The organism is Lacisediminihabitans sp., from assembly GCF_043726815.1.
Taxonomy (GTDB): Bacteria; Actinomycetota; Actinomycetes; order Actinomycetales; family Microbacteriaceae; genus Lacisediminihabitans.
The window spans coordinates 18528-42401 of record NZ_JAYSJZ010000058.1; the positions used below are offsets into that span (position 1 = coordinate 18528).

The 23874-nt window shown below is 68.9% G+C and carries 23 protein-coding genes; 16 read left to right on the forward strand and 7 right to left on the reverse strand.

Annotated elements, in window-relative coordinates:
- The first annotated feature begins 1 nt into the window (after position 1).
- From pcaH to ACHZD8_RS07630, 7 genes are read left to right on the forward strand one after another with little or no spacing between them, the layout of a single operon-like run.
- Positions 2–775 carry a protocatechuate 3,4-dioxygenase subunit beta gene (pcaH, locus tag ACHZD8_RS07600; protein ID WP_394769602.1) on the forward strand — a complete coding sequence of 258 codons (774 nt, stop codon included), beginning with the start codon at positions 2–4 and terminating at the stop codon, positions 773–775.
- Positions 762–1355 carry a protocatechuate 3,4-dioxygenase subunit alpha gene (gene pcaG / locus ACHZD8_RS07605; RefSeq protein WP_394769603.1) on the forward strand — a complete coding sequence of 198 codons (594 nt, stop codon included), beginning with the start codon at positions 762–764 and terminating at the stop codon, positions 1353–1355. Before pcaH ends, pcaG begins: the two co-directional genes overlap by 14 nt.
- Positions 1348–2691 carry a lyase family protein gene (locus ACHZD8_RS07610; RefSeq protein ID WP_394769605.1) on the forward strand — a complete coding sequence of 448 codons (1344 nt, stop codon included), beginning with the start codon at positions 1348–1350 and terminating at the stop codon, positions 2689–2691. The genes pcaG and ACHZD8_RS07610 overlap by 8 nt, the downstream gene beginning before the upstream one ends.
- Positions 2688–3866, forward strand: a complete 1179-nt coding sequence (locus ACHZD8_RS07615) for an alpha/beta fold hydrolase (protein ID WP_394769606.1) — start codon at positions 2688–2690, stop codon at positions 3864–3866. Before ACHZD8_RS07610 ends, ACHZD8_RS07615 begins: the two co-directional genes overlap by 4 nt.
- Complete coding sequence (locus ACHZD8_RS07620; protein WP_394769607.1) at positions 3867–4643, forward strand: CoA transferase subunit A; 777 nt, start codon at positions 3867–3869, stop codon at positions 4641–4643.
- Entirely contained in the window at positions 4643–5287 is a 645-nt protein-coding gene (locus ACHZD8_RS07625; RefSeq protein ID WP_394769608.1) for a 3-oxoacid CoA-transferase subunit B, read from the forward strand. The genes ACHZD8_RS07620 and ACHZD8_RS07625 overlap by 1 nt, the downstream gene beginning before the upstream one ends.
- Positions 5284–6498 carry an acetyl-CoA C-acetyltransferase gene (locus tag ACHZD8_RS07630; RefSeq protein WP_394769609.1) on the forward strand — a complete coding sequence of 405 codons (1215 nt, stop codon included), beginning with the start codon at positions 5284–5286 and terminating at the stop codon, positions 6496–6498. The genes ACHZD8_RS07625 and ACHZD8_RS07630 overlap by 4 nt, the downstream gene beginning before the upstream one ends.
- 264 nt (positions 6499–6762) lie before the next feature.
- Here the strand turns inward: ACHZD8_RS07630 and ACHZD8_RS07635 are convergent, their stop codons facing one another.
- The 4 genes from ACHZD8_RS07635 to ACHZD8_RS07650 form a co-directional block, all read right to left on the reverse strand.
- The gene (locus tag ACHZD8_RS07635; protein ID WP_394769610.1) at positions 6763–7521 is read right to left on the reverse strand and encodes an SDR family NAD(P)-dependent oxidoreductase; all 759 of its coding nucleotides are present in this window, start codon (positions 7519–7521) and stop codon (positions 6763–6765) included.
- Between the two features lie 87 nt (positions 7522–7608).
- Complete coding sequence (locus ACHZD8_RS07640; protein WP_394769611.1) at positions 7609–8412, reverse strand: IclR family transcriptional regulator; 804 nt, start codon at positions 8410–8412, stop codon at positions 7609–7611.
- Positions 8405–9451 (reverse strand): zinc-binding dehydrogenase, encoded by a 1047-nt coding sequence (locus ACHZD8_RS07645; protein WP_394769612.1) that lies wholly within the window; start codon positions 9449–9451, stop codon positions 8405–8407. The genes ACHZD8_RS07640 and ACHZD8_RS07645 overlap by 8 nt, the downstream gene beginning before the upstream one ends.
- On the reverse strand, positions 9451–10323 hold the full coding sequence (locus ACHZD8_RS07650) for a fumarylacetoacetate hydrolase family protein (RefSeq protein WP_394769613.1): 873 nt from the start codon (positions 10321–10323) through the stop codon (positions 9451–9453). The genes ACHZD8_RS07645 and ACHZD8_RS07650 overlap by 1 nt, the downstream gene beginning before the upstream one ends.
- Before the next feature lie 191 nt (positions 10324–10514).
- Between ACHZD8_RS07650 and ACHZD8_RS07655 the strand changes: the two genes are divergently transcribed.
- Positions 10515–12233 carry an IlvD/Edd family dehydratase gene (locus tag ACHZD8_RS07655; protein ID WP_394769614.1) on the forward strand — a complete coding sequence of 573 codons (1719 nt, stop codon included), beginning with the start codon at positions 10515–10517 and terminating at the stop codon, positions 12231–12233.
- Positions 12220–15096, forward strand: coding sequence for an FAD-binding and (Fe-S)-binding domain-containing protein (locus ACHZD8_RS07660; RefSeq protein WP_394769615.1), 2877 nt, complete (start codon positions 12220–12222; stop codon positions 15094–15096). The genes ACHZD8_RS07655 and ACHZD8_RS07660 overlap by 14 nt, the downstream gene beginning before the upstream one ends.
- A gap of 34 nt (positions 15097–15130) precedes the next feature.
- On the opposite strand, the gene ACHZD8_RS07665 is transcribed toward ACHZD8_RS07660, so the two are convergent.
- Positions 15131–15961, reverse strand: a complete 831-nt coding sequence (locus tag ACHZD8_RS07665; protein WP_394769616.1) for a helix-turn-helix domain-containing protein — start codon at positions 15959–15961, stop codon at positions 15131–15133.
- Positions 15962–16048: 87 nt separating this feature from the next.
- Between ACHZD8_RS07665 and ACHZD8_RS07670 the strand changes: the two genes are divergently transcribed.
- The 4 genes from ACHZD8_RS07670 to ACHZD8_RS07685 all read left to right on the forward strand — a co-directional run bounded on the left by ACHZD8_RS07670 (position 16049) and on the right by ACHZD8_RS07685 (position 18729).
- Positions 16049–17020 carry a phytanoyl-CoA dioxygenase family protein gene (locus tag ACHZD8_RS07670; RefSeq protein WP_394769618.1) on the forward strand — a complete coding sequence of 324 codons (972 nt, stop codon included), beginning with the start codon at positions 16049–16051 and terminating at the stop codon, positions 17018–17020.
- Positions 17017–18162, forward strand: coding sequence for a tRNA-dependent cyclodipeptide synthase (locus ACHZD8_RS07675; protein ID WP_394769619.1), 1146 nt, complete (start codon positions 17017–17019; stop codon positions 18160–18162). The genes ACHZD8_RS07670 and ACHZD8_RS07675 overlap by 4 nt, the downstream gene beginning before the upstream one ends.
- A gap of 91 nt (positions 18163–18253) precedes the next feature.
- On the forward strand, positions 18254–18523 hold the full coding sequence (locus ACHZD8_RS07680; RefSeq protein ID WP_394769620.1) for a hypothetical protein: 270 nt from the start codon (positions 18254–18256) through the stop codon (positions 18521–18523).
- Entirely contained in the window at positions 18520–18729 is a 210-nt protein-coding gene (locus ACHZD8_RS07685; RefSeq protein WP_394769622.1) for a GNAT family N-acetyltransferase, read from the forward strand. The genes ACHZD8_RS07680 and ACHZD8_RS07685 overlap by 4 nt, the downstream gene beginning before the upstream one ends.
- Before the next feature lie 10 nt (positions 18730–18739).
- Here the strand turns inward: ACHZD8_RS07685 and ACHZD8_RS07690 are convergent, their stop codons facing one another.
- On the reverse strand, positions 18740–19669 hold the full coding sequence (locus tag ACHZD8_RS07690; RefSeq protein WP_394769623.1) for a LysR family transcriptional regulator: 930 nt from the start codon (positions 19667–19669) through the stop codon (positions 18740–18742).
- A gap of 248 nt (positions 19670–19917) precedes the next feature.
- Positions 19918–20481, reverse strand: a complete 564-nt coding sequence (locus ACHZD8_RS07695) for a TetR family transcriptional regulator (RefSeq protein WP_394769624.1) — start codon at positions 20479–20481, stop codon at positions 19918–19920.
- Between the two features lie 120 nt (positions 20482–20601).
- Between ACHZD8_RS07695 and ACHZD8_RS07700 the strand changes: the two genes are divergently transcribed.
- The 3 genes from ACHZD8_RS07700 to ACHZD8_RS07710 all read left to right on the forward strand — a co-directional run bounded on the left by ACHZD8_RS07700 (position 20602) and on the right by ACHZD8_RS07710 (position 23874).
- Positions 20602–21441 carry an SDR family NAD(P)-dependent oxidoreductase gene (locus ACHZD8_RS07700; protein WP_394769625.1) on the forward strand — a complete coding sequence of 280 codons (840 nt, stop codon included), beginning with the start codon at positions 20602–20604 and terminating at the stop codon, positions 21439–21441.
- 39 nt (positions 21442–21480) lie between these two features.
- Positions 21481–22332, forward strand: a complete 852-nt coding sequence (locus ACHZD8_RS07705; protein ID WP_394769626.1) for an SDR family NAD(P)-dependent oxidoreductase — start codon at positions 21481–21483, stop codon at positions 22330–22332.
- Positions 22333–22428: 96 nt separating this feature from the next.
- Positions 22429–23874 (forward strand): MFS transporter, encoded by a 1446-nt coding sequence (locus tag ACHZD8_RS07710; RefSeq protein ID WP_394769627.1) that lies wholly within the window; start codon positions 22429–22431, stop codon positions 23872–23874.

A 23874-nucleotide genomic window follows, 5' to 3' on the forward strand; every position in this document is an offset into this window, starting at 1 on the left:
CATGACCGAAGCGCCCAGAGAAGAACTGGCGAGCCAGGCCGAGATCTCCGTCGAGATCGCCCGGCTTCAGGCTGCCGCCACCCCCGGCGCCGACCACCCGGACCGCGGATTCACGGCCTATCGGAGCGCGACGCTGCGGCATCCGCTGCACGATCTCGTGCGTGCCGACCCCGAGGTGATCGAACTCGTGTCACCCGTCTACGGCCACACCGATGTGGCGCCCCAGGAGAGCGACCTCACCATCCAGCACTCCGGCGAACCGCTCGGCGAGCGCATCATCGTCACCGGACGGGTGCTCGACGGGGAGGGCCGCCCGGTGCGCAACCAGCTGGTGGAGGTGTGGCAGGCCAACTCGGCCGGACGCTACGTGCACAAGCGCGACCAGCATCCTGCGCCCCTCGACCCCAACTTCACCGGCACCGGCAGGCTGATCACCGGAGACGACGGCAGCTACCGCTTCACCTCGATCAAGCCGGGTGCCTACCCCTGGAAGAACCACCGCAACGCGTGGCGGCCGGCTCACATCCACTTCTCGCTGTTCGGATCCGAATTCACGCAGCGGCTCGTCACCCAGATGTACTTCCCGGGCGACCCGCTCTTCCCGCTCGACCCGATCCTGCAGTCGATCACCGATGCGAGCGCCCGGGAGAGGCTGATCGCGCACTACGACCACGAGGTGACCGAGCCGGAGTGGGCGATCGGCTACCGCTGGGACATCGTGCTGACCGGTTCGAAGGCGACCTGGATGGAGGGCGAACACGATGACCACGCCTGATTCGACCCACCCGATGCCGGCGCGCCAGACCCCGTCGCAGACGGTCGGCCCGTTCTACGGCTACGCCCTGCCCTACGAGGGCGGGCCCGAGTTGCTGCCGGCCCACGCGCCGGAGACTATCCGTCTCCACGGCACGGTGTTCGACGGCAATTCCGAACCGGTGCCGGATGCGCTCATCGAGATCTGGCAGCCGGATGCCGCGGGCGCCGTCGTCGCGGAGCGCGGCAGCCTGCAGCGGGACGGCTACACCTTCACCGGCTTCGGGCGTGCCGCGGTGGACGGCTCCGGCCACTTCTCCTTCACCACGGTGAAGCCGGGACCGGCCCGCGCCGGGTCTGCGCCATACATTCTCGTGACGGTCTTCGCGCGGGGGCTTCTGCACCACCTGTTCACGCGGGCCTACTTCTCCGACGAGCCGGCGGCGAACGCGGCCGACCCGTTCCTGGCCGGAGTGGACGCGGCCCGGGTGGCCACCCTGGTCGCCGAGCAGGACGGAGCCGCGCAGTATCGGTTCGACATCCGCCTGCAGGGCGAGAATGAGACAGTGTTCATCGACTATCCGCTCTCCCGCCGTGCCTGACGCCCCGGGCGACGGCGCCTCGGACTGGGGCCTCCTCGAGCCGCTCGCGTTCGGCAGCGGCTCGTCGGCGCTGACCGGTGACGACGCCGTGCTCGCCGCTCTGATCGACGTCGAGGCCGCCCTCGCCGGCGCCTGGGCGGACGCCGGCCTCGCACCGGCCTGGCTGGAGGAGATCGCCTCCTCGCTCGCGGGCGCCCGGGTCGACCGTGATGCCCTCCGCCGGGGAGCCCGCGCCGGCGGCAATCCCGTGATCCCGCTCGTCGCCGCCCTTCGCGACTACACCGACCGGCGGCGCCCCGGCGCGGGTGACTGGATCCACCGGGGTGCGACCAGCCAGGACATCCTCGACTCCGCGTTGATGCTCGTGGCCTCCCGGGCGATCGTGGCCGTGGCCGATCGTCTCGACAGTCTGGGCGCCCGCCTCGCCGGACTGGCCGAGGAGCACCGCGAAAGCCTCATGCCGGGGCGCACCCTCACCCAGCACGCCGCCCCCATCACGTTCGGGGCGAAGGTCGCCGGCTGGCTCGACGGCGTAGAGTCGGCGATCGCGGCTCTCGGGCGCATCGAGACCCCCGTGCAACTCGCCGGCTCCGTCGGCATCGGTTCGTCATTCGTGGATCTGACCGGCTCGCCGGACGCCCCTGCCGCGCTGCGGGCCGGGTTCGCCGCTCGGCTCGGTCTCGCCGACCCCGGTCGCAGCTGGCAGGCCGAACGCTCCCCGGTCACCGGGCTGGCCGCGGCCCTGGCGATCACCGTCGGGGCCCTCGGTCGCATCGCCGCCGACGTGCTCGTGCTCGCCCGTACCGAGGTCGCCGAGGTCGCCGAGGTCGCCGAGGGCGGAGCGGGCTCATCGTCGGCGATGCCGCAGAAACGCAATCCGGCCACGGCGGTGCTCATCGTCGCGGCCGCCGGGCGATCGCCCGGGCTGCTCTCGACCCTGTTCTCGGCGATGGCCTCGGCCGACGAACGGGCCGCCGGGCAGTGGCACTCCGAATGGCAGGCCATTCGGCAGCTTCTCGCGCTCGCCGTCGAGGCGTCCGAGGCATCCGCCGCCCTCGCCGACGGTCTCGTCGTGGATGCCGACAGGATGCGCGCCAACCTCGATCTCACGGCCGGGCTGATCTACTCCGAAGAGGTTCTCTCGCGGCTCACCCGCGACCGCGGGCGGGCCGAGGCGACCGCGATCGTGGCCTCGGCCATCGACGGCCAGACGCCCTTCGCGGAGGCGGTGCCGATCGAACTCTCGACCGCCACCACGCTGGCCGCCTCGGCGACCGTGGTGGATGCCGCGCTCGCCAGACACGCTGACCGCCTGAGAAAGCGAGACGACTCATGACCGTGCCGACCCTGCGCTGTTCGATCGACCCCGCTGGCGCCGAGAGCACGGCGAGCACGCTGCTGGTGCTCGGCCCCTCGCTCGGCACGACGACGGGGCTCTGGGGCCCGGCGCTCGCCGCGCTGCGCGCCACCCCCGCCGGGCGCGCCGTCCGAGTGCTGCGTTACGACCTCCCTGGGCACGGAGCCAGCCCGGCGGCTACCGCGCCGTTCGACTTCGCGGAACTCGCGGATGCGGTGGTCCGGCTCGTCGACGAGACCGGCGGTGGGCGCTTCGTCTACGCCGGAGTCTCCTTCGGCGGGGCCATCGGGATCGAACTCGCCCTGCGGCATCCGCACCGGCTCCTCGGGCTGGCGATCCTCAACTCGGACTCGAAGATCGGCACGGCGGAGGGCTGGGCCGATCGGGCCAGGCAGGTGCGCCACCAGGGCACGCCATCGCTCGTCGGGGCGACTCCCGGCCGCTGGTTCGCGCCGGGATTCGTGGAACGGTCCCCGGCGGAGGCGTCCCGCACGCTCGTCGAACTCTCGGAGGTCGACGACCAGTCGTACGCCCTCTGCTGCGAGGCGCTCGCCGGGTTCGACCGCACGGCCGAGGTCGGCGGCATCCGCATTCCGACGGTGGCGGTCGGCGGCGAGAGCGACCCGGTGACCACGGCAGCCGAGCTGCAGAACCTCGCCGCGCGCATCCCGGGAGCCCGCTCCGTGACAATCGCCCCGGCGTCCCACCTCGCCGTGCTCGAGCAGCCGGTGCCCGTGGCCGAGGTTCTTGCCGACCTGCTCGGCGAGACTGCCGGCGGTGCCTACGAACGGGGGATGCGAGTGCGTCGGGAGGTGCTCGGCGACGCGCACGTGGACGCGGCGAACGCCAAGATCACGCCCGAGACGGCGGACTTCCAGGAGTTCCTCACCCGGTACGCCTGGGGCGACGTGTGGAGCCGACCGGGGCTCGGTCGACGTGAGCGCAGCATCGCCACCCTCGCGAGCCTCGTCACCGGCGGGCACGAGAACGAGATCGCGATGCACGTTCGGGCCGCCCTCGGCAACGGACTGACCAGGGCGGAGATCGCCAAGGTCATCATGCACACGGCGCTCTACGCGGGCCTGCCCGCGGCAAACGGCGCCTTCGCCATCGCCCGGTCGGTCTTCGCCGACCTCGACTCCGGAGAAGACTGAATGGACAAGACTGCCCTCTCTGCCGCGGATGCCGTGGCGGACATCCCGAACGGATCCACGATCGCGGTCGGCGGCTTCGGCCTCGTCGGAGTGCCGATCGTGCTGATCCGGGCGCTCCTCGCCCGCGGCACCTCGGGACTCGAGGTGGTGTCTAACAACTGCGGCGTCGACGGCTGGGGGCTCGGCGAGCTGCTCGCCGCCGGACGCATCGACCGGGTGATCGCCTCGTACATCGGCGAGAACAAGGAGTTCGCCCGGCAGTATCTCGGAGGAGAGGTCGAGGTGGAGCTCACCCCGCAGGGCACCCTCGCCGAGCGGCTGCGCGCGGGAGGGGTGGGCATCCCCGGCTTCTTCACCGCCACCGGGGTCGGCACGATGGTCTCCGAGGGTGGACTGCCCTGGCGGTATGCCGCAGACGGCAGCGTCGCCGTGCAGTCCCCGGCGAAGGAGACGCGGATGCTATCCTCGCTCGGCGAGGATCGGGATTACGTCTTCGAGCAGGCGATCCGTGCCGACTACGGGTTTGTACGGGCGGCGAGGGGCGACAGGCACGGCAACCTCGTGTTCGAGAAGTCCACCCGCAACTTCAACCCGCTCGCGGCGATGTCCGGCCGCATCTCCATCGCCGAGGTGGACGAGATCGTGGAGCCGGGCGAGCTGGACCCGGACGAGATCCACCTGCCCGGCATCTACATCGACCGTGTCGTCGTGCTCAGCCGCGAGGAGTCGACGGAGTTGCCGATCGAGAAGACGACCGTGCGGAAGCGAGCGAACTGATGGCCTTGACGAGGGATGAGATGGCGGCGCGTGCCGCGCTCGAGCTGCACGATGGCACCTATGTGAATCTCGGCATCGGGTTGCCGACGTTGATTCCGAACCACATTCCGGAGCACGTGACGGTGGTGTTGCATTCCGAGAACGGCATCCTCGGCGTCGGTCCGTACCCGTGGGAGGGCGAAGAGGATCCGAAGCTCATCAACGCGGGCAAGGAGACCGTCACGGTGTTGCCGGGTGCGTCGTACTTCGACTCCGCGGCGAGCTTCGGAATGATCCGGGGCGGTCGGATCGCGACGGCGGTGCTCGGCGCGATGCAGGTCTCGGTCGGCGGGGACATCGCGAACTGGGCGGTGCCCGGCAGGCTGATCAAGGGCATGGGCGGGGCCATGGACCTGGTGAACGGCGCGGACCGGGTGATCGTGCTCATGGAGCACGTGGCCAAGGACGGCAGCCACAAGATCGTCGAGCACTGCAGCCTTCCGCTCACCGGGGTGCGCTGCGTCGACCGGATCATCACCGACCTCGCCGTGATCGACATCACCGCCGACGGGCTGGTGCTGGTGGAGCTCGGCCCCGGAGTCACGGTCGAGGATGTCGTGGCCGCCACCGGCGCCCCGCTGACGATCGCGCTGGTGACGGCATGACCGAGCTGCGCCAGGTCGTGATCTGCGAGCCGCTGCGCACCCCGGTCGGCCGGTTCGGCGGCCAGTTCGCCACGGTGTCCGCCCTGTCTCTCGCAACCCTGGTGATCGAACAGCTGGTGGCCAGGACCGGACTCGACGGCGCGCTCGTGGACGACGTGATCTTCGGCCAGGGCTACCCCACGTCCGAGGCGCCGCCGATCGCCCGGGTCGCGGCGCTCGATGCCCGGCTTCCGGTCACCGTGGGTGGCTACCAGGTGGACCGGCGGTGCGGATCGGGCCTGCAGGCGGTGATCGACGCGGCGCTGCAGGTGCAGACCGGCGCGAGCGACCTCGTGATCGCCGGCGGCGTGGAGTCGATGTCGAACGCGCCGCTATACACGGTGGAGGGTCGCCGCGGCATCTCGGGCGCCGGCCTCATGTTGCACGATGCGCTCACCCGCGGTCGCTCGACCGCCGGCGGCAGGTTCTACCCGACCCCCGGCGGGATGGTCGAGACGGCGGAGAACCTCCGCCGCGACTACGGAATCGGCCGCCAGGAGCAGGACGAACTCGCCGCTCGGTCGCACCACCGGGCCGTCGCCGCGCAGACCGCCGGGCTGTTCGACGCGGAAATCGTTCCCGTGACCGTGCCGGGCCGGAAGGGTGACGTCGTCGTCACGACCGACGAACACCCGCGCGCCGACACGTCGGTGGAGGTGCTCGCCCAGCTGAAGCCGGTGACGAAGGGCGATCCGCACGCCACCGTCACCGCCGGCAACTCGAGCGGCCAGAACGATGCCGCCGCCGCGTGCATCGTCACCACCCCCGAGCGCGCCGCCGAGCTCGGCCTCACCCCGCTCGTGCGCCTCGTGTCCTGGGCGCGCGCCGGCGTCGACCCGACCCGGATGGGACTCGGCCCGGTGCCCTCGGCGAAACTCGCCCTCGAACGCGCCGGAATCGGTCTGAAGGACCTCGACCTCATCGAGCTCAACGAGGCGTTCGCCGCCCAGGTGATCGCGGTCACCCGCGAGTGGAACTTCAGCGAGACCGACTGGGAGCGCACCAACCCGAACGGCGGCGGAATCTCGCTCGGGCATCCGATCGGCGCCACCGGCGTGCGGATCCTCGCCGGCCTCGCCCACCAGCTGCAGCGGATGGACGGCCGCTACGCCCTCGAAACCATGTGCATTGGCGGCGGGCAGGGACTCGCGGCGGTCTTCGAGCGGGCCTGAGGGATCACATCACGCGGCGATTCCCTGGCCGATCCTCGCGATCGAGCACTTCTGCCCCCATGCGAGACCAAGCACGTCGGCATCGGCCGACCCTGCCCGCCACGGCCGTGTCTGTGACAGTCACCGTTCTGTGACAGGAGTGTTACCGATGTCTTGAGACGTCACACATTTTCGCGCCGAGGTGAAAATGGAGGTGCCCACATCCTGCTCACATCTCATCGATATTCCCGTCTCCGATCCGTCCGGGCGGTGGGAATATCCGGCTCACAAGGCGGTCATTCCGCCGTCCACAGCGAACAGTGAACCTGTCGCGAATGCACCGTCTTCACTCGCGAGGAAGGCCATGATGCCTTCGATGTCGGAGGGCGCGCCCGCCCGCCCGAGAGGGATCCGCCCGATGATCGCCGCGCGCGCAGAGGGATCCGCAGAGATGCTCGTCACGAGGGTGGTCTCGGTGTACGCGGGAACGACGGTGTTCACGCGGATGTTGTGAGCCGCGTACGCGGCCGCCACCGTGCGGGCGAGGCCGTGGATGCCGGCCTTCGACGCGCTGTAGGCCGTGAAGTTCGCGCCCTCGCCGGTGAGGCCGGTCGGGCTCCCCGTGAGGATGATCGAGCCGCCCGAGCCGTGGAGCATCGCGCGCACCGCGTGCTTGACCGTGAGGAACGTGCCGGTGAGGTTGACGTCGATCGTGCGGCGCCACACCTCGAGATCGAGGTCGGCCACCGGGGCATCGTGACCGAACAGCTGGATTCCGGCGTTCGCGACGACCACGTCGGGCGACCACCCGGCGGCGGCGAGCTCGGCGAAGGCGGCTTCGACGCTGACCTCATCGGAGATGTCCATTTCGACGGCACGCGTTTCGCCGGTCGTTGACTGGGCGGCGTTCGCGGCGCCCGCGCCGTCGCGGTCGGAGAACACGACGCGCGCGCCATCCGCAGCGAATCGCTGTGCGACGCCACGCCCGATGCCCGTCGCCGCCCCAGTCACGAGTGCGGTCTTCCCTTCGAGCCGAGCGGCCACGTCATTCTCCTTCTTCAGTCGTCGAACGATGAATCCCTCTGGGCTGGTCAGCAGCTGGTGGTCAAGGCGTCAGGGGTGCGACGCCACCTACCCGAGTGCCTGCGTCCCCAGGTGACGCGCGATGTCTGCGCGGATGTCGGGAACGGCCTCCAGAAGCCGGTCCAGGGGGCACCGGAACGTTACCGCGCTGAGGCTCACGGCGCCCACCGGGACGGTGGACCCTTCGGTGAAGATCGGTATCGCGACGCAGTTGACCCCGACCTCGTTCTCCTGGTCGTCGATGCCGAACCCGCGCTCGCGGGTGGCCGTCAACTCGCGAAAGAGGTCCTGGGCGGTAGTGAGGGTGTTCGGAGTCTTTTGTTCCAGGGGGAACGGCCCGAAACGTTGCTCGACATCCGACAGGCTGAGAACGCTGGTGCTCAGCAGGGCCTTGCCGACGGCGGTGCGATGGGCGGGGTTGCGGCCACCGACCACCGAGGTGAGTTTCACGGCCCCGGCGGGAGGGTCCGCCTTGGCGCGGTAGACGATGTCGGTGCCGGCCAGGACCGCGTAGTGGGCAGTCTCGCCGTACCTGCGCGCCAGCTCATCGAGCAGTGGCTGGATGCGCACATTGTCCGGCCGGCCCTCGACGTTGCGCAGGGCGAGGCGAATGAACTCATCGCCCAACACGTAGACGCCCCGGCCGACGAGATCCGCCAGGCCGGCCCTGCGCAGGGTGGCCAGCGCCCGGTGAAGGGTCGGCTTCTTGGTGAGGAGGATGCCGGAGAGCTCCTCCAGGGTGACGCCCTTCGGGTGCTCCGCGAGTTCGGTGAGCACCGCGATGACCCGATCCGCGCCGACAACGCGTTCGTCGGCGTCCGGCCGCTCGGTGCTTCCGGGCTGATCAACCATGAGGATCCCATTCTCCAGCCGTGAGCCAGGGGTCCACGTGCACCTTGGGGCCGGGTCCCGCGCTCTCGCCACGGTGGCCCTCGAGTCTGCTGGGCACGTCTTCGAGCGAAATGACCTCGCTGACTAGCGAGTCTGGCACCACGGCTCCCGTCGCGAAGCTCTCGATCGCGCCGGACAGACCGGGTGAGCCCGACAGGATGCCCACCGCCGTGATGTCCTTCAAGGCGATCTCGCGCGTGTCGACCAGGCTCGGGGTGGACGAGAGGCCGATGAAGACGACGCGACCCGCCGGTTTGGTGAGCGCCACGGCCAGCGCTGGGCCGCCGTCGTTGCTCGTCGCTTCGATCACCGCGTCGAATCGGTTGCGGTCGCCCCGCAGGTCGTCGATGGTGCCGGTGTGGCGCACCCCGAGAGACCGGGCAAGTTCAAGGGATCCTTCGCGCACGCCGGCAACGTGAACGTCGGCGCCTTCCGCGAGCGCGAACTGGGCGGCCAGAAGTCCGATGGTGCCCGATCCGAGGACGAGGACTTGGTGGCCAGGTTCGATTGCGGCGGCCCGCACCGCCCGGAGCGAGTTGCCCGCGGGTTCGACGAGGGCGGCCGCGGTGACGCTCACACTCTCGGGAATCGAGTAGGCGAAACGGGTGGGAACGAGCATCTTCTCGGCGAGGGCTCCCGCCCAGCCGTCGAGGATTCCGACTTCGAATCGCGTCGGGCAGACGTGATGGTGGCCTCGCTGGCAGTACCCGCACCGTCCGCAGCCCAGCATGGTGTCGCCGGTGACACGGGACCCCACCCAGCTCTCGTCGTGATCGGAGCCCGCGGCGACCACTCGGCCGGTCCACTCGTGGCCGAGTCGGAGTGGAAAGTGGGTTCTCCCCTGGTCGATGTAGGCCATCTCGCCGCTGTAGAGCTCGACGTCCGTGCCACAGATGCCCACGCGCTCGACGTCGACGAGCAGCTCGCCCGCAGCCGCGATCGGGTCCGGCACCTCCTGCACCTCCGCCGTTCGGGGTGCGGTGACGACGAGCGCGCGCATCAGCTCACCGCGGCCGGGTTGCCGATCACGTGCTGGGTCTGGGTGCCGAGCCGGCTGATGCCGAGAGTCATGGTCTCGCCGCCGTGGAGGAAGATCTGGGGGGAGTGGCCCATTCCCACCCCGGGGGGTGTTCCGGTGTTGATCAGGTCCCCGGGTTCGAGGGCGAGGAACTGGCTGAGATAGTGGACGATAAACGCCGGGCTGAAGATCATCCTCGACGTGGAGCCGGTCTGGCGTCGGATGCCGTCGATGTCGAGCCACATGTCGAGTTCGAGCGCGTTCCCGATGTCGTCGGGCGTGACGAGATACGGGCCGGCGGGGTTGAACGTGGGGGCGGACTTGCCCTTCGACCACTGCCCGTTGCGTTCCATCTGCCAGGCGCGCTCGCTCACGTCGTTCACCAGCACGTAGCCGGCGATCGCCGCTTCGGCCGCCGCCTCGTCGGCGAGGTACGACGAGTGGGAGCCGATGACGATGCCGAGTTCGACCTCCCAGTCGGTCTTCTCCGCGCCGCGCGGGATCAGAACGTCATCGTCCGGGCCGATCAGCGTGTTGGGCGACTTCGTGAACAGGATCGGTTCGGTGGGCACGGCCTGGCCGGTCTCGGCGGCGTGGTCGCTGTAGTTCAGGCCGATGCACAGGATCTGGTGGGGGCGGGCGATGGGGGCGCCGAAGCGACGGCCCGCGAGGGGCTCGGTCGCGCCGCTGGCAACCCGCTCGGCGACGATGCCGGCCAGGGTGCCGATGCTCCCCGACCCGAAGAACGCCTCGTTGTAGTCGCCGACCACGTCGGAGAGATCGACGAAGGTATCGCCGTCGACCAGCGCTCCCGCGGTCTCCGAACCGGCCGGGCCTACTCGAACCAGTCTCATGTGCTCCTCTTTCTCAGCGAAATACCAAGACGGTGATGAAGTGGCGGCCCGGGAACGCCTCCGGCCCACGGGGCGACCGGTGGCAGCGGGATACTCGGACAGGGCGCCTCCGCGTCGGTGAAACGGCCGCGTGTGGCATAATTCAAAATGTTAGCTTATCGTTCAGGCTGATGGAAAACGAGGGGTCAACGGTGAACACTCTCCGCAGCGCCGAGTGGTACGAGGGTGCCGATCGAAACGCCTATATCCACCGGGCCTGGATGCGACGGGGCCTCCCCGACGATGCTCTGGACAGTACCAAGCCTCAGATCGCCATCGCCAACACGGCATCTGACCTCACGCCATGCAACATGCACCTCAACGAGGTGGCCGAGTCGGTGAAGCAGGGCATCTGGGCCGCGGGCGGCGTGCCGTACAACCTCCCGGTGGTCTCCCTGGGGGAGACCCAGGTGAAGCCCACCGCGATGCTCTGGCGCAACATGGCGGCGATGGCCATGGAGGAGATGTTCCGGGCCAACCCCATCGACGGGCTGGTGCTGCTCGGCGGCTGCGACAAGACCATCCCGGCGTTGCTGATGGCCGCGGCGTCGGTCAACCTCCCGGCCGTCGTCGTCCCCGGCGGTCCGATGCTCACCGGACACTTCCGCGGGGAGGCACTCGGTTGCGGCACCGACGTCTGGCGGCTCAGCGAGGAGGTGCGGGCCGGCACCATCACCAACGGTCAGTTCATGGAGTCGGAGCAGGCGACCATCCGCAGCAAGGGGCACTGCAACACCATGGGAACGGCATCGACGATGGCCGTCGTCGCCGAGGCCCTCGGGATGACCATCCCCGGATTCGCGGGAACTCCCGCCCCCGACGCGCGCCTGCTCTCACTGTCGCACGACACCGGGCGGCTCATCGTGGACATGGTCGCCCACGGTCGCCGGCCGAGCGACATCATGACGCGGGACTCGTTTCTCAACGCGATAGTCGCCGTCGCCGCCGTCGGTGGATCGACCAACTCGGTCGTGCACCTGCTCGCCATCGCCGGCAGGCTCGGCATCGACCTCACCCTCGACGACTTCGATGCGGCGGGCGCCGGGGTGCCGGTGATGGCCAACCTGCAGCCGAGCGGCGCGTTCCTCATGGACGATCTCTATCGTGCGGGCGGGGTGCTCGCACTGCTCTCCCAGGTCAAAGACCTGCTGCACCCGGAACCCATCACGGTCACGGGCCGGCCGCTCGTCGACTACCTCGTCGATCAGCCGGTGTACGACGCCACGGTCATCCTCCCTCGTGACGCCCCGCTCATGGAGGACGCCGGCATCGCGGTGCTTCGCGGCAACCTCGCCCCGCGCGGCGCGATCGTCAAGCCCGCCGCGGCCACCCCGGCCCTCCTCCAGCATGTCGGCCCGGCGCTCGTCTTCGACAGCATCGAAGACATGCGTGCGCGAATCGATGATCCGGACCTCGATGTCACGGCCGACTCCGTTCTCGTGCTCCGCGGCTGCGGTCCCCGCGGCTATCCGGGGATGCCCGAGGTCGGCAACATGCCCCTTCCCCGCAAGCTGCTCGAGGCCGGGGTGCGCGACATGGTGCGCATCAGCGACGCCCGCATGAGCGGCACCGCCTACGGCACCGTGATCCTGCACGTCGCACCGGAGGCCGCCGCCGGGGGACCGCTGGCGTTCGTGCGAACGGGGGACGTCATCACCGTCGACCTCGCGAACCGCAGTCTCTCGATGAACGTGAGCGACGAGGAACTCGCGTCGCGCAGCCAGAGCGCCGCGAGCGAGGCCGCCTATGCCACTCCCGCGCGGGGCTGGGCGAAACTCTACGTCGACCATGTCATGCAGGCCGACACCGGTGCCGACCTCGACTTTCTCGTGGGCGCCAGCGGAGACAAGGTGAGCCGTGAGTCTCATTGAGCCCGCGTCCCGAGCGGACCTGGCCCGATCCGAGCGCGCGCTCGGCGAGGCGATAGGGTCGGCACTGCCCCGGGAGGGCGCGGTGTCGACGAGCGCGTTCGACCGGGTCATCGCCGCGGTCGACGCCTCGCACTACCTCCTCACCCCGCGGGCCGTGGTCACCCCCAAAAACACGGAAGAGGTGGCGGCGCTCTTCGCCTACGCGACCGCCGGAGGCGAACCACTCACCTTCCGATCGGGCGGCACCAGCCTCTCCGGGCAGGCATCCACCGGCAACATCCTCGTCGACACCCGCACGCACTTCCGCTCCATCTCCGTCACCGACGACGGCGCGATCGCGCGGGTCGGCCCCGGCGCGACCGTGCGCCAGGTCAACGCGCGCCTGCTCCGTCACGGACGCAAACTCGGGCCTGATCCGGCGAGCGAGATCGCCTGCACGATCGGCGGTGTCGTCGCCAACAACTCGAGCGGCATGGCCTGCGGGATCAGCCAGAACACCTACCAGACCCTGCGAGCGGCGATCATCGTGCTGCCGAGTGGCACCATCGTCGACACGGCGGCGGGCGACGCGGACGAGACCCTGCGCCGGGCGGAGCCCCTCCTGTGGCGCGCGTTGGCCGACCTGCGCGCGCAGGTCACGGCCGATCCATTCCTCACCGAGGAGATCGTGCGCCAGTACGGGATCAAGAACACCATGGGCTACGGACTCAACTCCCTGCTCGACCACGAAGAGCCGGTGCAGATCCTCGCCCATCTCATGGTCGGCAGCGAGGGCACGCTCGGATTCGTCGCCGAGGCAACCTTCAACACCGTGCCGCTGCACGGACACGCCGCGACTGCGCTTCTCGTCTTCGACTCCCTGCGCGACGCGACTGACGCCCTCGTCGACATCATCGCCACTGACCCGGCGACCGTGGAACTCATGGATGCGGCGTCCCTGCGAGCCGCGCTCGGCGACCCGGAGTCCCGCGAGGCGCTTCCCCCGTTTGCGATCCTCGGTCACTGCGCACTGCTGGTCGAGTACCAGTCCGCGACCCCCGAGGCCCTGGAGGCGCTCAGCCGCGGCGCCGTCGAGCTCTTCGATCGCTTGCCTCTCGCGGCGCGGCCGGAGCTCACCTCGGATGCAAAGCTCGGGGCCTCGCTCTGGCACATCCGCAAGGGCCTGTACGCGACCATCGCCGGCGCGCGCCCGTCGGGGACGACCGCGCTACTCGAGGACATCGCGGTGCCGGTGGCGCGGCTGTCCGAGACCTGCGCCGGCCTCGACCGACTGTTTCAGGTTCACGGATACGGCGACGCGGTGATCTTCGGCCATGCCAAGGATGGAAATGTCCACTTCCTCATCAATGAGGACTTCCAGCTCGAGTCGAACGTCGCCCGGTATCGCGCATTCACCGAGGAGATGGTCGAGCTGGTGCTGGGGGCCGGGGGCACCCTCAAGGCCGAACACGGCACCGGGCGCATCATGGCCCCGTTCGTGGAACGCCAGTACGGGCCGGTGCTGTACGGCATCATGCTCGAGATCAAGCGGGCGTTCGATCCGGCGGGCATCCTCAACCCGGACACGATCCTCACCACCGACCCCGACCTGCACCTGCGTCACCTGAAGTCGACGCCTTCGGTCGAGGAGGAGGTCGACCGCTGCGTCGAGTGCGGCTACTGCGAACCGGTCTGCCCGAGCAAGGACCTCACCACAACTCCCCGGCAACGCATCGTCGTCCGTCGCGCGATCGCGGAGGCCGAGCGGCGCGGGGACACCGGCCTGGCGAAGGAACTGCGGCGCGAGCAGGAGTACGAGGTGGTCGACACCTGCGCCGTCGACGGGATGTGCCAGACGGCCTGCCCGGTGCGCATCAACACGGGTGACCTGGTGCGCAGGCTTCGGTCCGAGACCGTGGGGGCCGTCGAGAGCGCGATCTGGAGCGCCGCCGGCAGGGCGTGGGGACCCGTGACCGCCGTCGCGTCGACCGCGCTCAGCGTCGCTGCGGCACTGCCCGCCCCGCTCATCACGGTTCCGAACACCGTGGCTCGCGTCGTGTTGGGCAAGGACACCCTCCCGCTGTGGGGCAGGGACCTGCCGAAGGGTGGCGGGCGGCGTGCGGGCCGCACAACTCCGGCGCTCGGCCAGGTTGTGTACTTCCAGGCCTGCGTGGGAACGATGTTCGGCCCCGCCGAGGGCGGCGAAGGAATCGCCCTCGCCTTCGAGTCCCTGGCCGCCAAGGCGGGCATCGGACTCATTCGCCCCCAGGGCATCGGCAGCCTCTGCTGCGGCACGCCGTGGAAGTCCAAGGGCATGCTCGACGGCTACTCGGACATGGTCGACCGAACGGTCGGCGCCCTCTGGGAGGCGTCAGGCGGGGGCGCGCTGCCGATTGTCTGCGACAACTCCTCCTGCTCCGAGGGGCTCGTTCTCGCCCTCGAGAAGGCGATCGAGAAGCATCCCGAATTCCACTCGATGCGCCTCGTCGACGCGGTGGACTTCGCGGCGGACCAGATTCTGCCGAAGATCACCGTGACGCCGACCCTGAACAGCGTGGTCGTGCATCCCACCTGCTCCAGCACCCGGGCCGGCTCCAACCCGAACCTCTCCGCCCTCGCGGCCGCCGTCGCGAGCGAGGTGACGGTGCCCGACGACTGGGGATGCTGCGCCTTCGCGGGCGACCGGGGCATGCTGCATCCGGAACTCACCGCCAGCGCGACCGCTCGGGAGGCAGAGGAGGTCGCGGCGGGCGACTTCGATGCCTACGTCTCCTGCAACCGCACCTGCGAAATAGGCATGACCCGGGCCACCGGGCACGAATACCAGCACATTCTCGAGGTGCTCGATCGGGCCGCCTCGGCACCCCGGCACGGCGGCGACTGAGACGTGCGGGCGGGCCCCCCGAGGTGCCGAGCGCTCAGGACGCGGCGAGGTGGCGCTGCCGCCACCGCGTGGGAGACATTCCGCACACCGCGGAAAACGTCTCGTGGTACGAGCTGACCGACTGGAATCCGGCTTCGAAGCCGACCGCCGCTGAGCTGAGCTCGGTCGTCAGCAGCAGCCGCTGGGCCTCGGCCACCCGAAACTGACCGACATAGCCGGAGATGCTCACGCCGAAGACGTCGCGAAAGATGGCCGCGGCGCGATTCGGATGCAGGTGCACAGTTCTGGCGACCTCGCTCGTTCTCAGGTCGGAATGCGCGTTCGCCGAGATGAAGGTCGCCATGTCGGCCGCCCGCTTCAGGGTGAGGGAGGAGCGGTCAGAGTGCCGGGTCGGGGCCGCCCATTCCCCGAGCGCCATCCGCATGAGGAGGGCCTCTATCTCCAACGCGGATGCCCGAACCTGTTGGTCGACGCCGAGGTGGAGTTCGTCGGCCCACCGAACCCAGAGCCCGTCCAGGCCGTCGACGGACAGGTGCGACCCCATCAGGATGTCGCCCTGCAAGAGGCGGTTCTTGGCCGTGAGCGGAATTCCCCAGCCCATGAACCTGGCCAGCGGAATCGTGACGAACGCGAGCGGCCGGTGCGGATCGATGTCGACGAGCTGGTGCGGCTTCGCGCCCCAGAACGCGAAGGGCACCCCGGCGGGCGGCGTGGAGGTGAGGCCCCCCGAGTCGTAGGTGAGCGGCGACTCGGAGAAGTTGATTTCGATGTCGTTGTGCGCGTGGGGTGCCGCCATGACCGTGGATGTGCCGCGCCAGGCGCCGAACCCGAAGGAATTGCCGCACTGGCGAGGCTCGGGGAACATGGTGACTTTCTGGAATCTAGCGGGGAAAACGCGGAACTATAACGAGAAGGTTAATCCTAGTGTCGAGGTAACCAGGAGGACTTCTTCATGAACCAGACACCGAACACGGCCGCCGACACCGCCGCGGAGCGCGAGGTCACCCCACGCGGCTACCACCTCTCGGCAGAGGAGATCGCGCACTTCGACGAGCACGGATACGTCATCCTGCGCAATCGCATCGGCGGTGAACTCTTGCGCAAACTCCAGCACGCCTCGGTGCGATGGATCGCCGACGGCCACGCGCTGCCCGACGAGTCGGCCGGCGACGGGGACTACAACTTCGCCACCAGGCCATCGGGCCGGGTGCTCTTCCGCATCAATTACCTCCACAACAAGAAGGAGGCCGCCTCTCTCCAGCTGCTGGGGAGCCCCGAAATGCTGGGCATCGCCGAGAGACTCGCCGGACCCGACTTCGTGCCGACCTACGAATCGCTCGTGTTCAAGAACACGGGCGACGGCGCGCCGATCGACTGGCACCAGGACGCGGTGCACCCGCGCACTCACCGGATCTTCAACGTGGACGTCTACCTGGACGAGAGCCGCACGGGCGCGGGCTCGCTTCGAGTGGCGCCGGGATCGCACCGGCAGATCGTGGACGTCTGCCAGTTGCAGGAGGAATTCGGCTGGGACGCCCCGGGCGTCGTGCAGACCGAGCTGAACCCGGGAGACGTTCTCGTTCACGACGTCATGCTCGTGCATGGCTCGGAGGCGACCCTGGCGAACAAGCTTCGACGAACCATCTACTACGAGTTCCGCTCCGCCCAGCAGATCATCGCCGAAGGGCCCTGGGATCGTGAGTTCATCGACCAGCGACTGCGCCTCGTGTCGCTGGGGCTGCACGAGTGGCGACGTCAGAACCCCGAGGCCGCGGGGTTCGAGTGGACCGTGGCCGACGACCTGGCGCCGGTGCTGGGGGATGACCACGAGCACGAGCTTCGCGTCGCGCACGGCGTGCACAGCCCCGGCTCGTATTGCAGCGCGGGCAGCGTCGCCACCCGACCCAATGGTCGCCCGGTGTGAGCAATGCCGGGCCCCCGGCCCTCGAGCTGGGGCTCAACCTCGGCACCCTCCGCGATCTGCCGCCGACCGAGCTTGCCGCGCTCGGCGCCGAGGAGCGTTACGCCGCGATCCGCGCGGCGGGCTTCGTGCTGGTGCAGGATGCCGACGACGTGCTTGCGGCCGGGGCCGGACTGCGCAGCGTCGGGATGGGGCGGGTGGACCGTCTCGGCGACGCCCACCGCATCGCGTCGGACGGGATCGCCCGGGTCTATGGGTGCGCCACGCTTCACGTGGGCACCGGGTTCGAGGGCGACGCGGAGGCGGATGCGCTGATCGCCGACATCGTGTCGGTGTCAGAGCGCCTCGGCTTTCCGCTCTTCGTCGAGACGCATCGAGCCACGGTCACCCAGGATCCGTGGCGAACCCTCCAGCTGGTCGCTCGTCATCCGGGCCTGCTCCTCAACGGCGACTTCTCGCACTGGTACACCGGCGTGGAGCTCGTCTACGGCGACCTCGAAGCCAAGCTGGATGCGCTTCACCCGGTCTTCGAGCGGGTTCGATTCCTGCACGGTCGCATCGGGTCTCCCGGATGCATCCAGGTGGATGTCACGGACGACTCGGACAACCTCGCGATCGGGCACTTCCGCGAGATGTGGACTCGAAGCTTCGAGGCGTTCCTCCATACGGCGGCGGCCGGCGACACGATCGCGTTTCTTCCCGAGCTGCTCCCTCCCGCGAACTCCTACGCGCGCACGTTCCGGCGCGACGATGGCGCGATCATCGAGGAGGGCGACCGGGCTCGGGGGTCGCGAACTGGTCCGACCTGTGTGCGATCCCCCGCTACCTCGACTCGCTGGCGCTTGACACGGAGACGTTCAACTCGTGCGCGGACTTCTCCCTGGCGATCACCCGGCCGACCACCGATTATCCGAGCAGCAGACAGTTGGTCCGGCGACAGGCCGATGCGCGAACGCGTCGACATCGCGACCTCGTACTTTCGCGCGGAATTGCCCCTGTGGCTGGATGCCGCCCGCATTTTCGGCCACACCTCGTCGTCGTTCTGCTACCAGAGCGCGAGTCGCTTCATCGAAGACCTCTGGAGCGGAGCGTTTCCGATCTCACCGGCGACGACCCAGGGCTACCTCTCGATAACCCGCGCGTGACCTCCCGGGTCGGGCCCTGACGCCGCCGGCCGGGGTTAGGGTGCTTGTGGCCTCGTGCCTGCGGCCGCTGCTCACAACCCTGGGATCACTCATGGACAACCTGTCTCACCACACCGTGCCGATCCCTGTCGAGCCCCGGGCGGCCGGCGTCCGCGATCTTCCGGCCATCCTCAGGGCTGAGCGCGCGTACCTGCGGGAGATGGAGCCGGCAAGCGAGGCGGGCTGGACACTCGCCATCGACAGGAACCTGCAGCTCTGGATCGACAACCTCGACCGCACGGTGATGTTCGAGCACGACGGCACGGTGGTGGGGTACGAGATGTGGCTGCGGGAGGGCCCCGTCGCGACCTCGTCACGATGAACGTCTCGGCCGATCATCGCCGACGGGGTCTCGGCGCCCGACTGCTGCGGCAATTCCACGCGGATGCCGCCAGGGACGGCGCGACGGAACTGCGACTCGGAGTGCACCGCGACAATCCTGCCCAAGGGCTCTACGAAGCGGCCGGGTATCGCTTCACGGGGGAGGAAGGCGACTACTTGCTGTACTCCCGACCGGCGGCACCGTGACCGAGGAGCACTATTTCTCGGGGATCACTCCGGCGGGAAGGCCCACCATCGCGGATGCCGTGATCGCCGCCGCGATGCGTTTGAGCCCGGGGTCGGATGCCGCTGCCCGACGAGACGCGAGGACGATGTGTCGGAAGACCGGCTCCTCGAGCTCCAGCAGCACCACCCCCGGCGGGACGTCCAGGGCGCCGAGCTGGGGGATCAGCGCGACCCCCACGCCCGCGGCCACGAGGGCGAGTTGAACCCGGAAGTCGGTGGCCTCCGCCACGGTGCGGGGCTCGAATCCGGCGAGGTCGGTCGCCCGATGCACCATGTCGTAGCAGGTCCACTCCCGGTTGGGCACGATCCAGTCGTGCACGGCGAAGTCGCTGAGGTCGGCGCGAAGGGTCGAGCCGGACCACTCACGCTCGGGCACGGCCAGGCGCACGGTCTCGGTGGCGATGGGGGTGATGGTGAGGCCGGCGCCAGTGAGGGGCGGCATGTTCGAGTAGTGGTGAACGACCGCGAGTTCGATCTCTCCCGCGGCGAGTGCCGGCATCGAGACGCTCGGCTCCATCTCGAGCAGGCGAAGCTGTAGCCCCCGGTCGCCCGCGGCGCTGATCGATTCCCACGCTGCCGGCAGAATCGCGGCGGCAGCGGTGGGGAAGGCGGCGACCCGGTAGGTTCCGACCGCCCCGTCTCGGATCGATGCCACCTCCATCTCCGCGACGGTCAACATGTCGACGATGCTGCTTCCGTGGTGGGCGAGCAGGCGCCCGGCGGGCGTAAGGACGATTCGGCGCCCCTGCCTCTCGGTGAGTTGCACCCCGATTTCACGCTCGAGCGCGGCCAGCTGCATCGAGATTCCCGGGGCGGTCAGGTGAAGCGATCGGGACACCGCCGCGATGGTGCCCAGCCGGTCGAGTTCGGCAAGCATGTTGAGCTTTCGAATATCCAACATAAATAGAAATTAGCCTCGTGCCAAGAAGAAGTAAATGGAGTTTCCGCAGGTTTCGGCGCAGGCTCGGTCGGGGAACCCCTCCCTCGACCAAATCGCGACGGCGTCGGTGCCGTTGGGTGACCGATTCGTGATCCTCTCGGAGCATGAACCCAGCAACCTCGCCATCGATCAGCATTACATCGAGCGAATTGGTCCTTCGGGTCTGACGAGGCTCAGTACGCGTAGTCGGCATTCGTCGAGCCTGTCCGTCAGTCGAAGGCGACGAGCCTGCGCACCGCGTCGACGATGACAGCACGCCGCCGAGCCCTGTCCTTCGGCACCGCGGGACCCAGTTCGGGAACCGTGGTCGACCACGAGAGCACCACCGCGCGAACGAGGGCGAGGATCTCCACCGGTTCGAAGCGGTCGGGAAGACTGCCGGCGGCAATCGCGCCGCGCAACTCATGGAGCTTGGAGGCGTTGGATGCCACCACGGCGTGCAGGGGAACCCCATGCGGCCTCTCCAACTGGTACCAGGTGGTGAGCCGCACCGTGTCCGGGTTGTCTTCGAACGAGTCGAACAGGCGACCGGCGTAGTCCGGCAGATCGGTGACGTCGAAGTGAACCTGCTCGAGCGACGCACTCGTCATGGCGTTGAAGACGGTATCGAACAGGTTGTCCTTACTCTCGAAGTAGCTGTAGATCATCGCCTTGTTCACGCCGGCGCTGGCCGCAATGCGATCTATTCGGGCGCCGGCGATCCCATAGGCGGCGAATTCGTCGGTGGCGGCTTTCAGCAGCAGTTTCTTCGTGCGCTCGGCGTCTCGGATCATGTTCCCGATCCTACAACTAACTTTTTAGTTGACAAGGACATCGGGAAGGGTGTTAGGTCGTTATCAACAACCGAATAACCGTTTAGTTGTTTCGCACCACCTACCGATTGGAAGCATCCGATGACGAAGACATGGCTCATTACGGGCAGTTCGCGAGGGTTCGGTGCGGAGCTGAGCAGGGCGGTGCTCGCCAGCTGCGATCGGCTCGTCGCGACCGCGCGCCGCCCCGAACAACTCGCGCACCTGGTGGAGGCCCACGGCGAGAGCGTGCGGACGTTCGCCCTGGACGTGACCGATGACGCCTCGGCGAAGGCGGCCGTGAGGTTCGCCGTGGAGGAGTTCGGATCCCTCGACGTGGTCGTGAACAACGCCGGCTATGCGAACAGCGCGCCGATCGAGGAGATGACGGACGAAGACTTCCGCGGCCAGGTCGAGGCGAACCTGTTCGGCACGGTCAACGTGACCAGGGCCGCTCTGCCCGTGACGCGCGCGCAGCGCTCCGGCACCATCGTGCAGTTCTCCTCGGTGGGTGGGCGGGTCGGCGGCACTCCGGGAATGGGGGCGTACCAGACGGCGAAGTTCGCCGTCGAGGGCTTCTCCGAGGTGCTGGCCAATGAGGTGCGACCCTTCGGAGTCAGGGTGATGATCGTCGAGCCCGGGGCGTTCAGAACCGACTGGCAGGGCTCATCCATGCAGCTCCACGCCGTCGGAGCGGACTACGAGGAGACCGTGGGCGCCCTCAACGCCTACCGCGCCGCGAACGCGAGCAATCAGCCGGGAGATCCGGAGCGGGCGGCGAAGGTGATCGTCGAGACGGTCAACGGCCACGACCTGCCCCTGCGCCTCGTGCTCGGCGCCGGAGCGGTGAGCCTGATCCGGTCGGCGGCGGATGCCCGTGCCGCGGAGACCGAGAAGTGGGCGAGCGTGAGCGCCTCCGCCGACTTTCCCGCCAGCGCCTAGCGCGCATCCACGACCCACCGACAAGAGAAGAGAACCATCATGAACACCACATCGACATGGCTGATCACCGGCGCCTCCAGCGGGCTGGGCTACGACCTGGCCGAGCACGTGCTCTCCCGGGGCGACGAGGTCGTGCTGGCCGCGCGCACCGAGGCCGCGATGCACGAGCTGGCATCCCGCTACCCGACGAAGTCCCTCGTCGTGGCGGTGGACGTCGCCGACCCGGGTCAGCGAAAGAAACTGATCGACCAGGCCCACTCGCGGTTCGGAAAGATCGACTACCTGGTCAACAACGCAGGAATCGACTACCTCGGCGCGATCGAGGAGCAGCGGGAGGAGGACTACCGCAAGGTCTTCGAGGTCAACTTCTTCGCGGCCGTCGCTCTTCTGCGCCTGGCGTTGCCGGCGATGCGGGCGCGCAGGTCGGGGATGATCGTCAACATGTCGTCCATGGACGGCATCGCGAGCCTGCCGGGAAACGCGTTCTACTCCGCCAGCAAGTTCGCGCTGGAGGGCCTCACCGAGTCGCTCTGGCAGGAGATCGAGCCCTCGGGGCTCAAGGCGATCCTCATCGAGCCTGGCTCGTTTCTCACCGGGATCGACGGGCGCACGCACTTCTCCGGCGAACTTCTGCCGGACTACGACGCCACGTCCGGCAACTTCTTCCGGGCCATGCAGAACGTCAAGTCGCTGAGCGACATCATGTTCCCTGGCGATCCCCGGCGTGCCGCGCGCGTGATCTACGAGCAGCTCACGAACAACCCGACGGTCCACCGCATCATCCTGGGCTCCGACGCCATGGGCCGGATCGGGGTGAAGATCGATGACCTCCAGGGCGACTACGACGCCTCGAAGCTCATCGCCCACACCACCGATTTCGCGCACGCCTAGCCCGGCTCATGCCACACCACGGGCCCCGGAGTCTCCGGGGCCCGTGCCATTCCGCGCACGTGAGGTGACCGCCGTCGCCGCCAAGAGGAGCACGCCATGATCCCGACGACCGACACTCCCGCTTCAGTCACCGACTCCGACGGCGTTCCCGCTGCGCCGCGGCGCCGGCACAACGACCGTGCCATCACCTTCGCCCTGGCCGCGTCCGGGCTCATCGCGGCCTTCATGCAGACCGTCGTGACGCCCATCATCCCTCGACTGCCCGTGCTGCTTCACGCCGGCGGCGGGGACGCCGCCTGGGTACTCACCGCCACGCTTCTGGCCGCCGCGGTGACCGCCCCCATCACGGGTCGGCTGGGTGACATGTTCGGCAAACGCAGGATTGTCCTCATCCTCCTGCTGCTGACGCTGGCCGGGTCCGTGGTCTGCGCGTTCTCCGACAGCCTCGCTCCCATGATCGTCGGTCGAGCGCTTCAGGGCATCGGACTGGGGGTCGTGGCCCTGGGCATCAGCATCCTGCGGGACGTCATCCACTCTCGGGCGCTCGGCCGAGCCGTGGCGCTGGTCAGCGCCACCCTCGGGGTCGGCGGGGCGATCGGATTGCCGGCGGCGGCCTGGATCGCGGAGAATTTCGACTTTCACGTGCTCTTCTGGTTCTCGGCGGCTCTCGCGTTGATCGCCATGGTGCTGGTGTGGGTCTTCATCCCGGTGGCGGGACCTCGCGCCGGCGGCAGCTTCGACTTTCTCGGAGCGGTGGGCTTCGCGATCGGCGTGGTCGGCATCCTGCTCGCCCTCTCCAAGGGTTCCACCTGGGGATGGGGGAGCGCCGCCACGGTGGCCCTGCTGGCGGGAGGGGTCGCTGTGCTGCTGGTCTGGGGAGCCCTCGAGCTGCGCACCCCGCTCCCGCTCGTTGACCTTCGACTCGCGGCACAGCGTCCGGTCCTGTTCACGAATCTCGGGTCGATCACGATCGGCTTCGCCTTCTTCACGGTGTCGGCCGGACTGCCCGTGATCCTCGAGGCGCCGGTCGGCTCCGGCGTGGGACTCGGTCAGGGCCTTCTCCTGTCGAGCCTCTGCCTGATGCCCCTCGGCCTGGTGATGTTCTTCATTGCACCCCTTGCCGCGCGCGTGTCCGCGGCGCGGGGTCCGCGCACAAGCCTCTCGATCGGCGGGCTGATCCTCGTGGCCGGCTTCCTCGCCGCGGCGTTTCTGCACGGCGAGCTCTGGCAGGTGGTGAGCCTCACCATCGTGGCAGGGCTCGGTATCGGTTTCGCCTACGCCGCCATGCCCACCCAGATCATGCGGGCGGTTTCGGCGTCGGAGACCGCGGCGGCGAACGGGTTGAATTCCGTGATGCGCACCTTCGGATCCAGCCTCGCTTCCGCGTTCGTCGGTCTCACCCTGGCGGCGAACGCCACCACGACGTCTGGGGTGTCCGTTCCCACGATGGGGGCGTTCGGCACGGTCTTCGCCGTGGCCGCCGCGGTGTCTGCGGCGGGCGTGATCCTGTTCATCAGCATCCCGCGGACCCGCCGTGGTTGA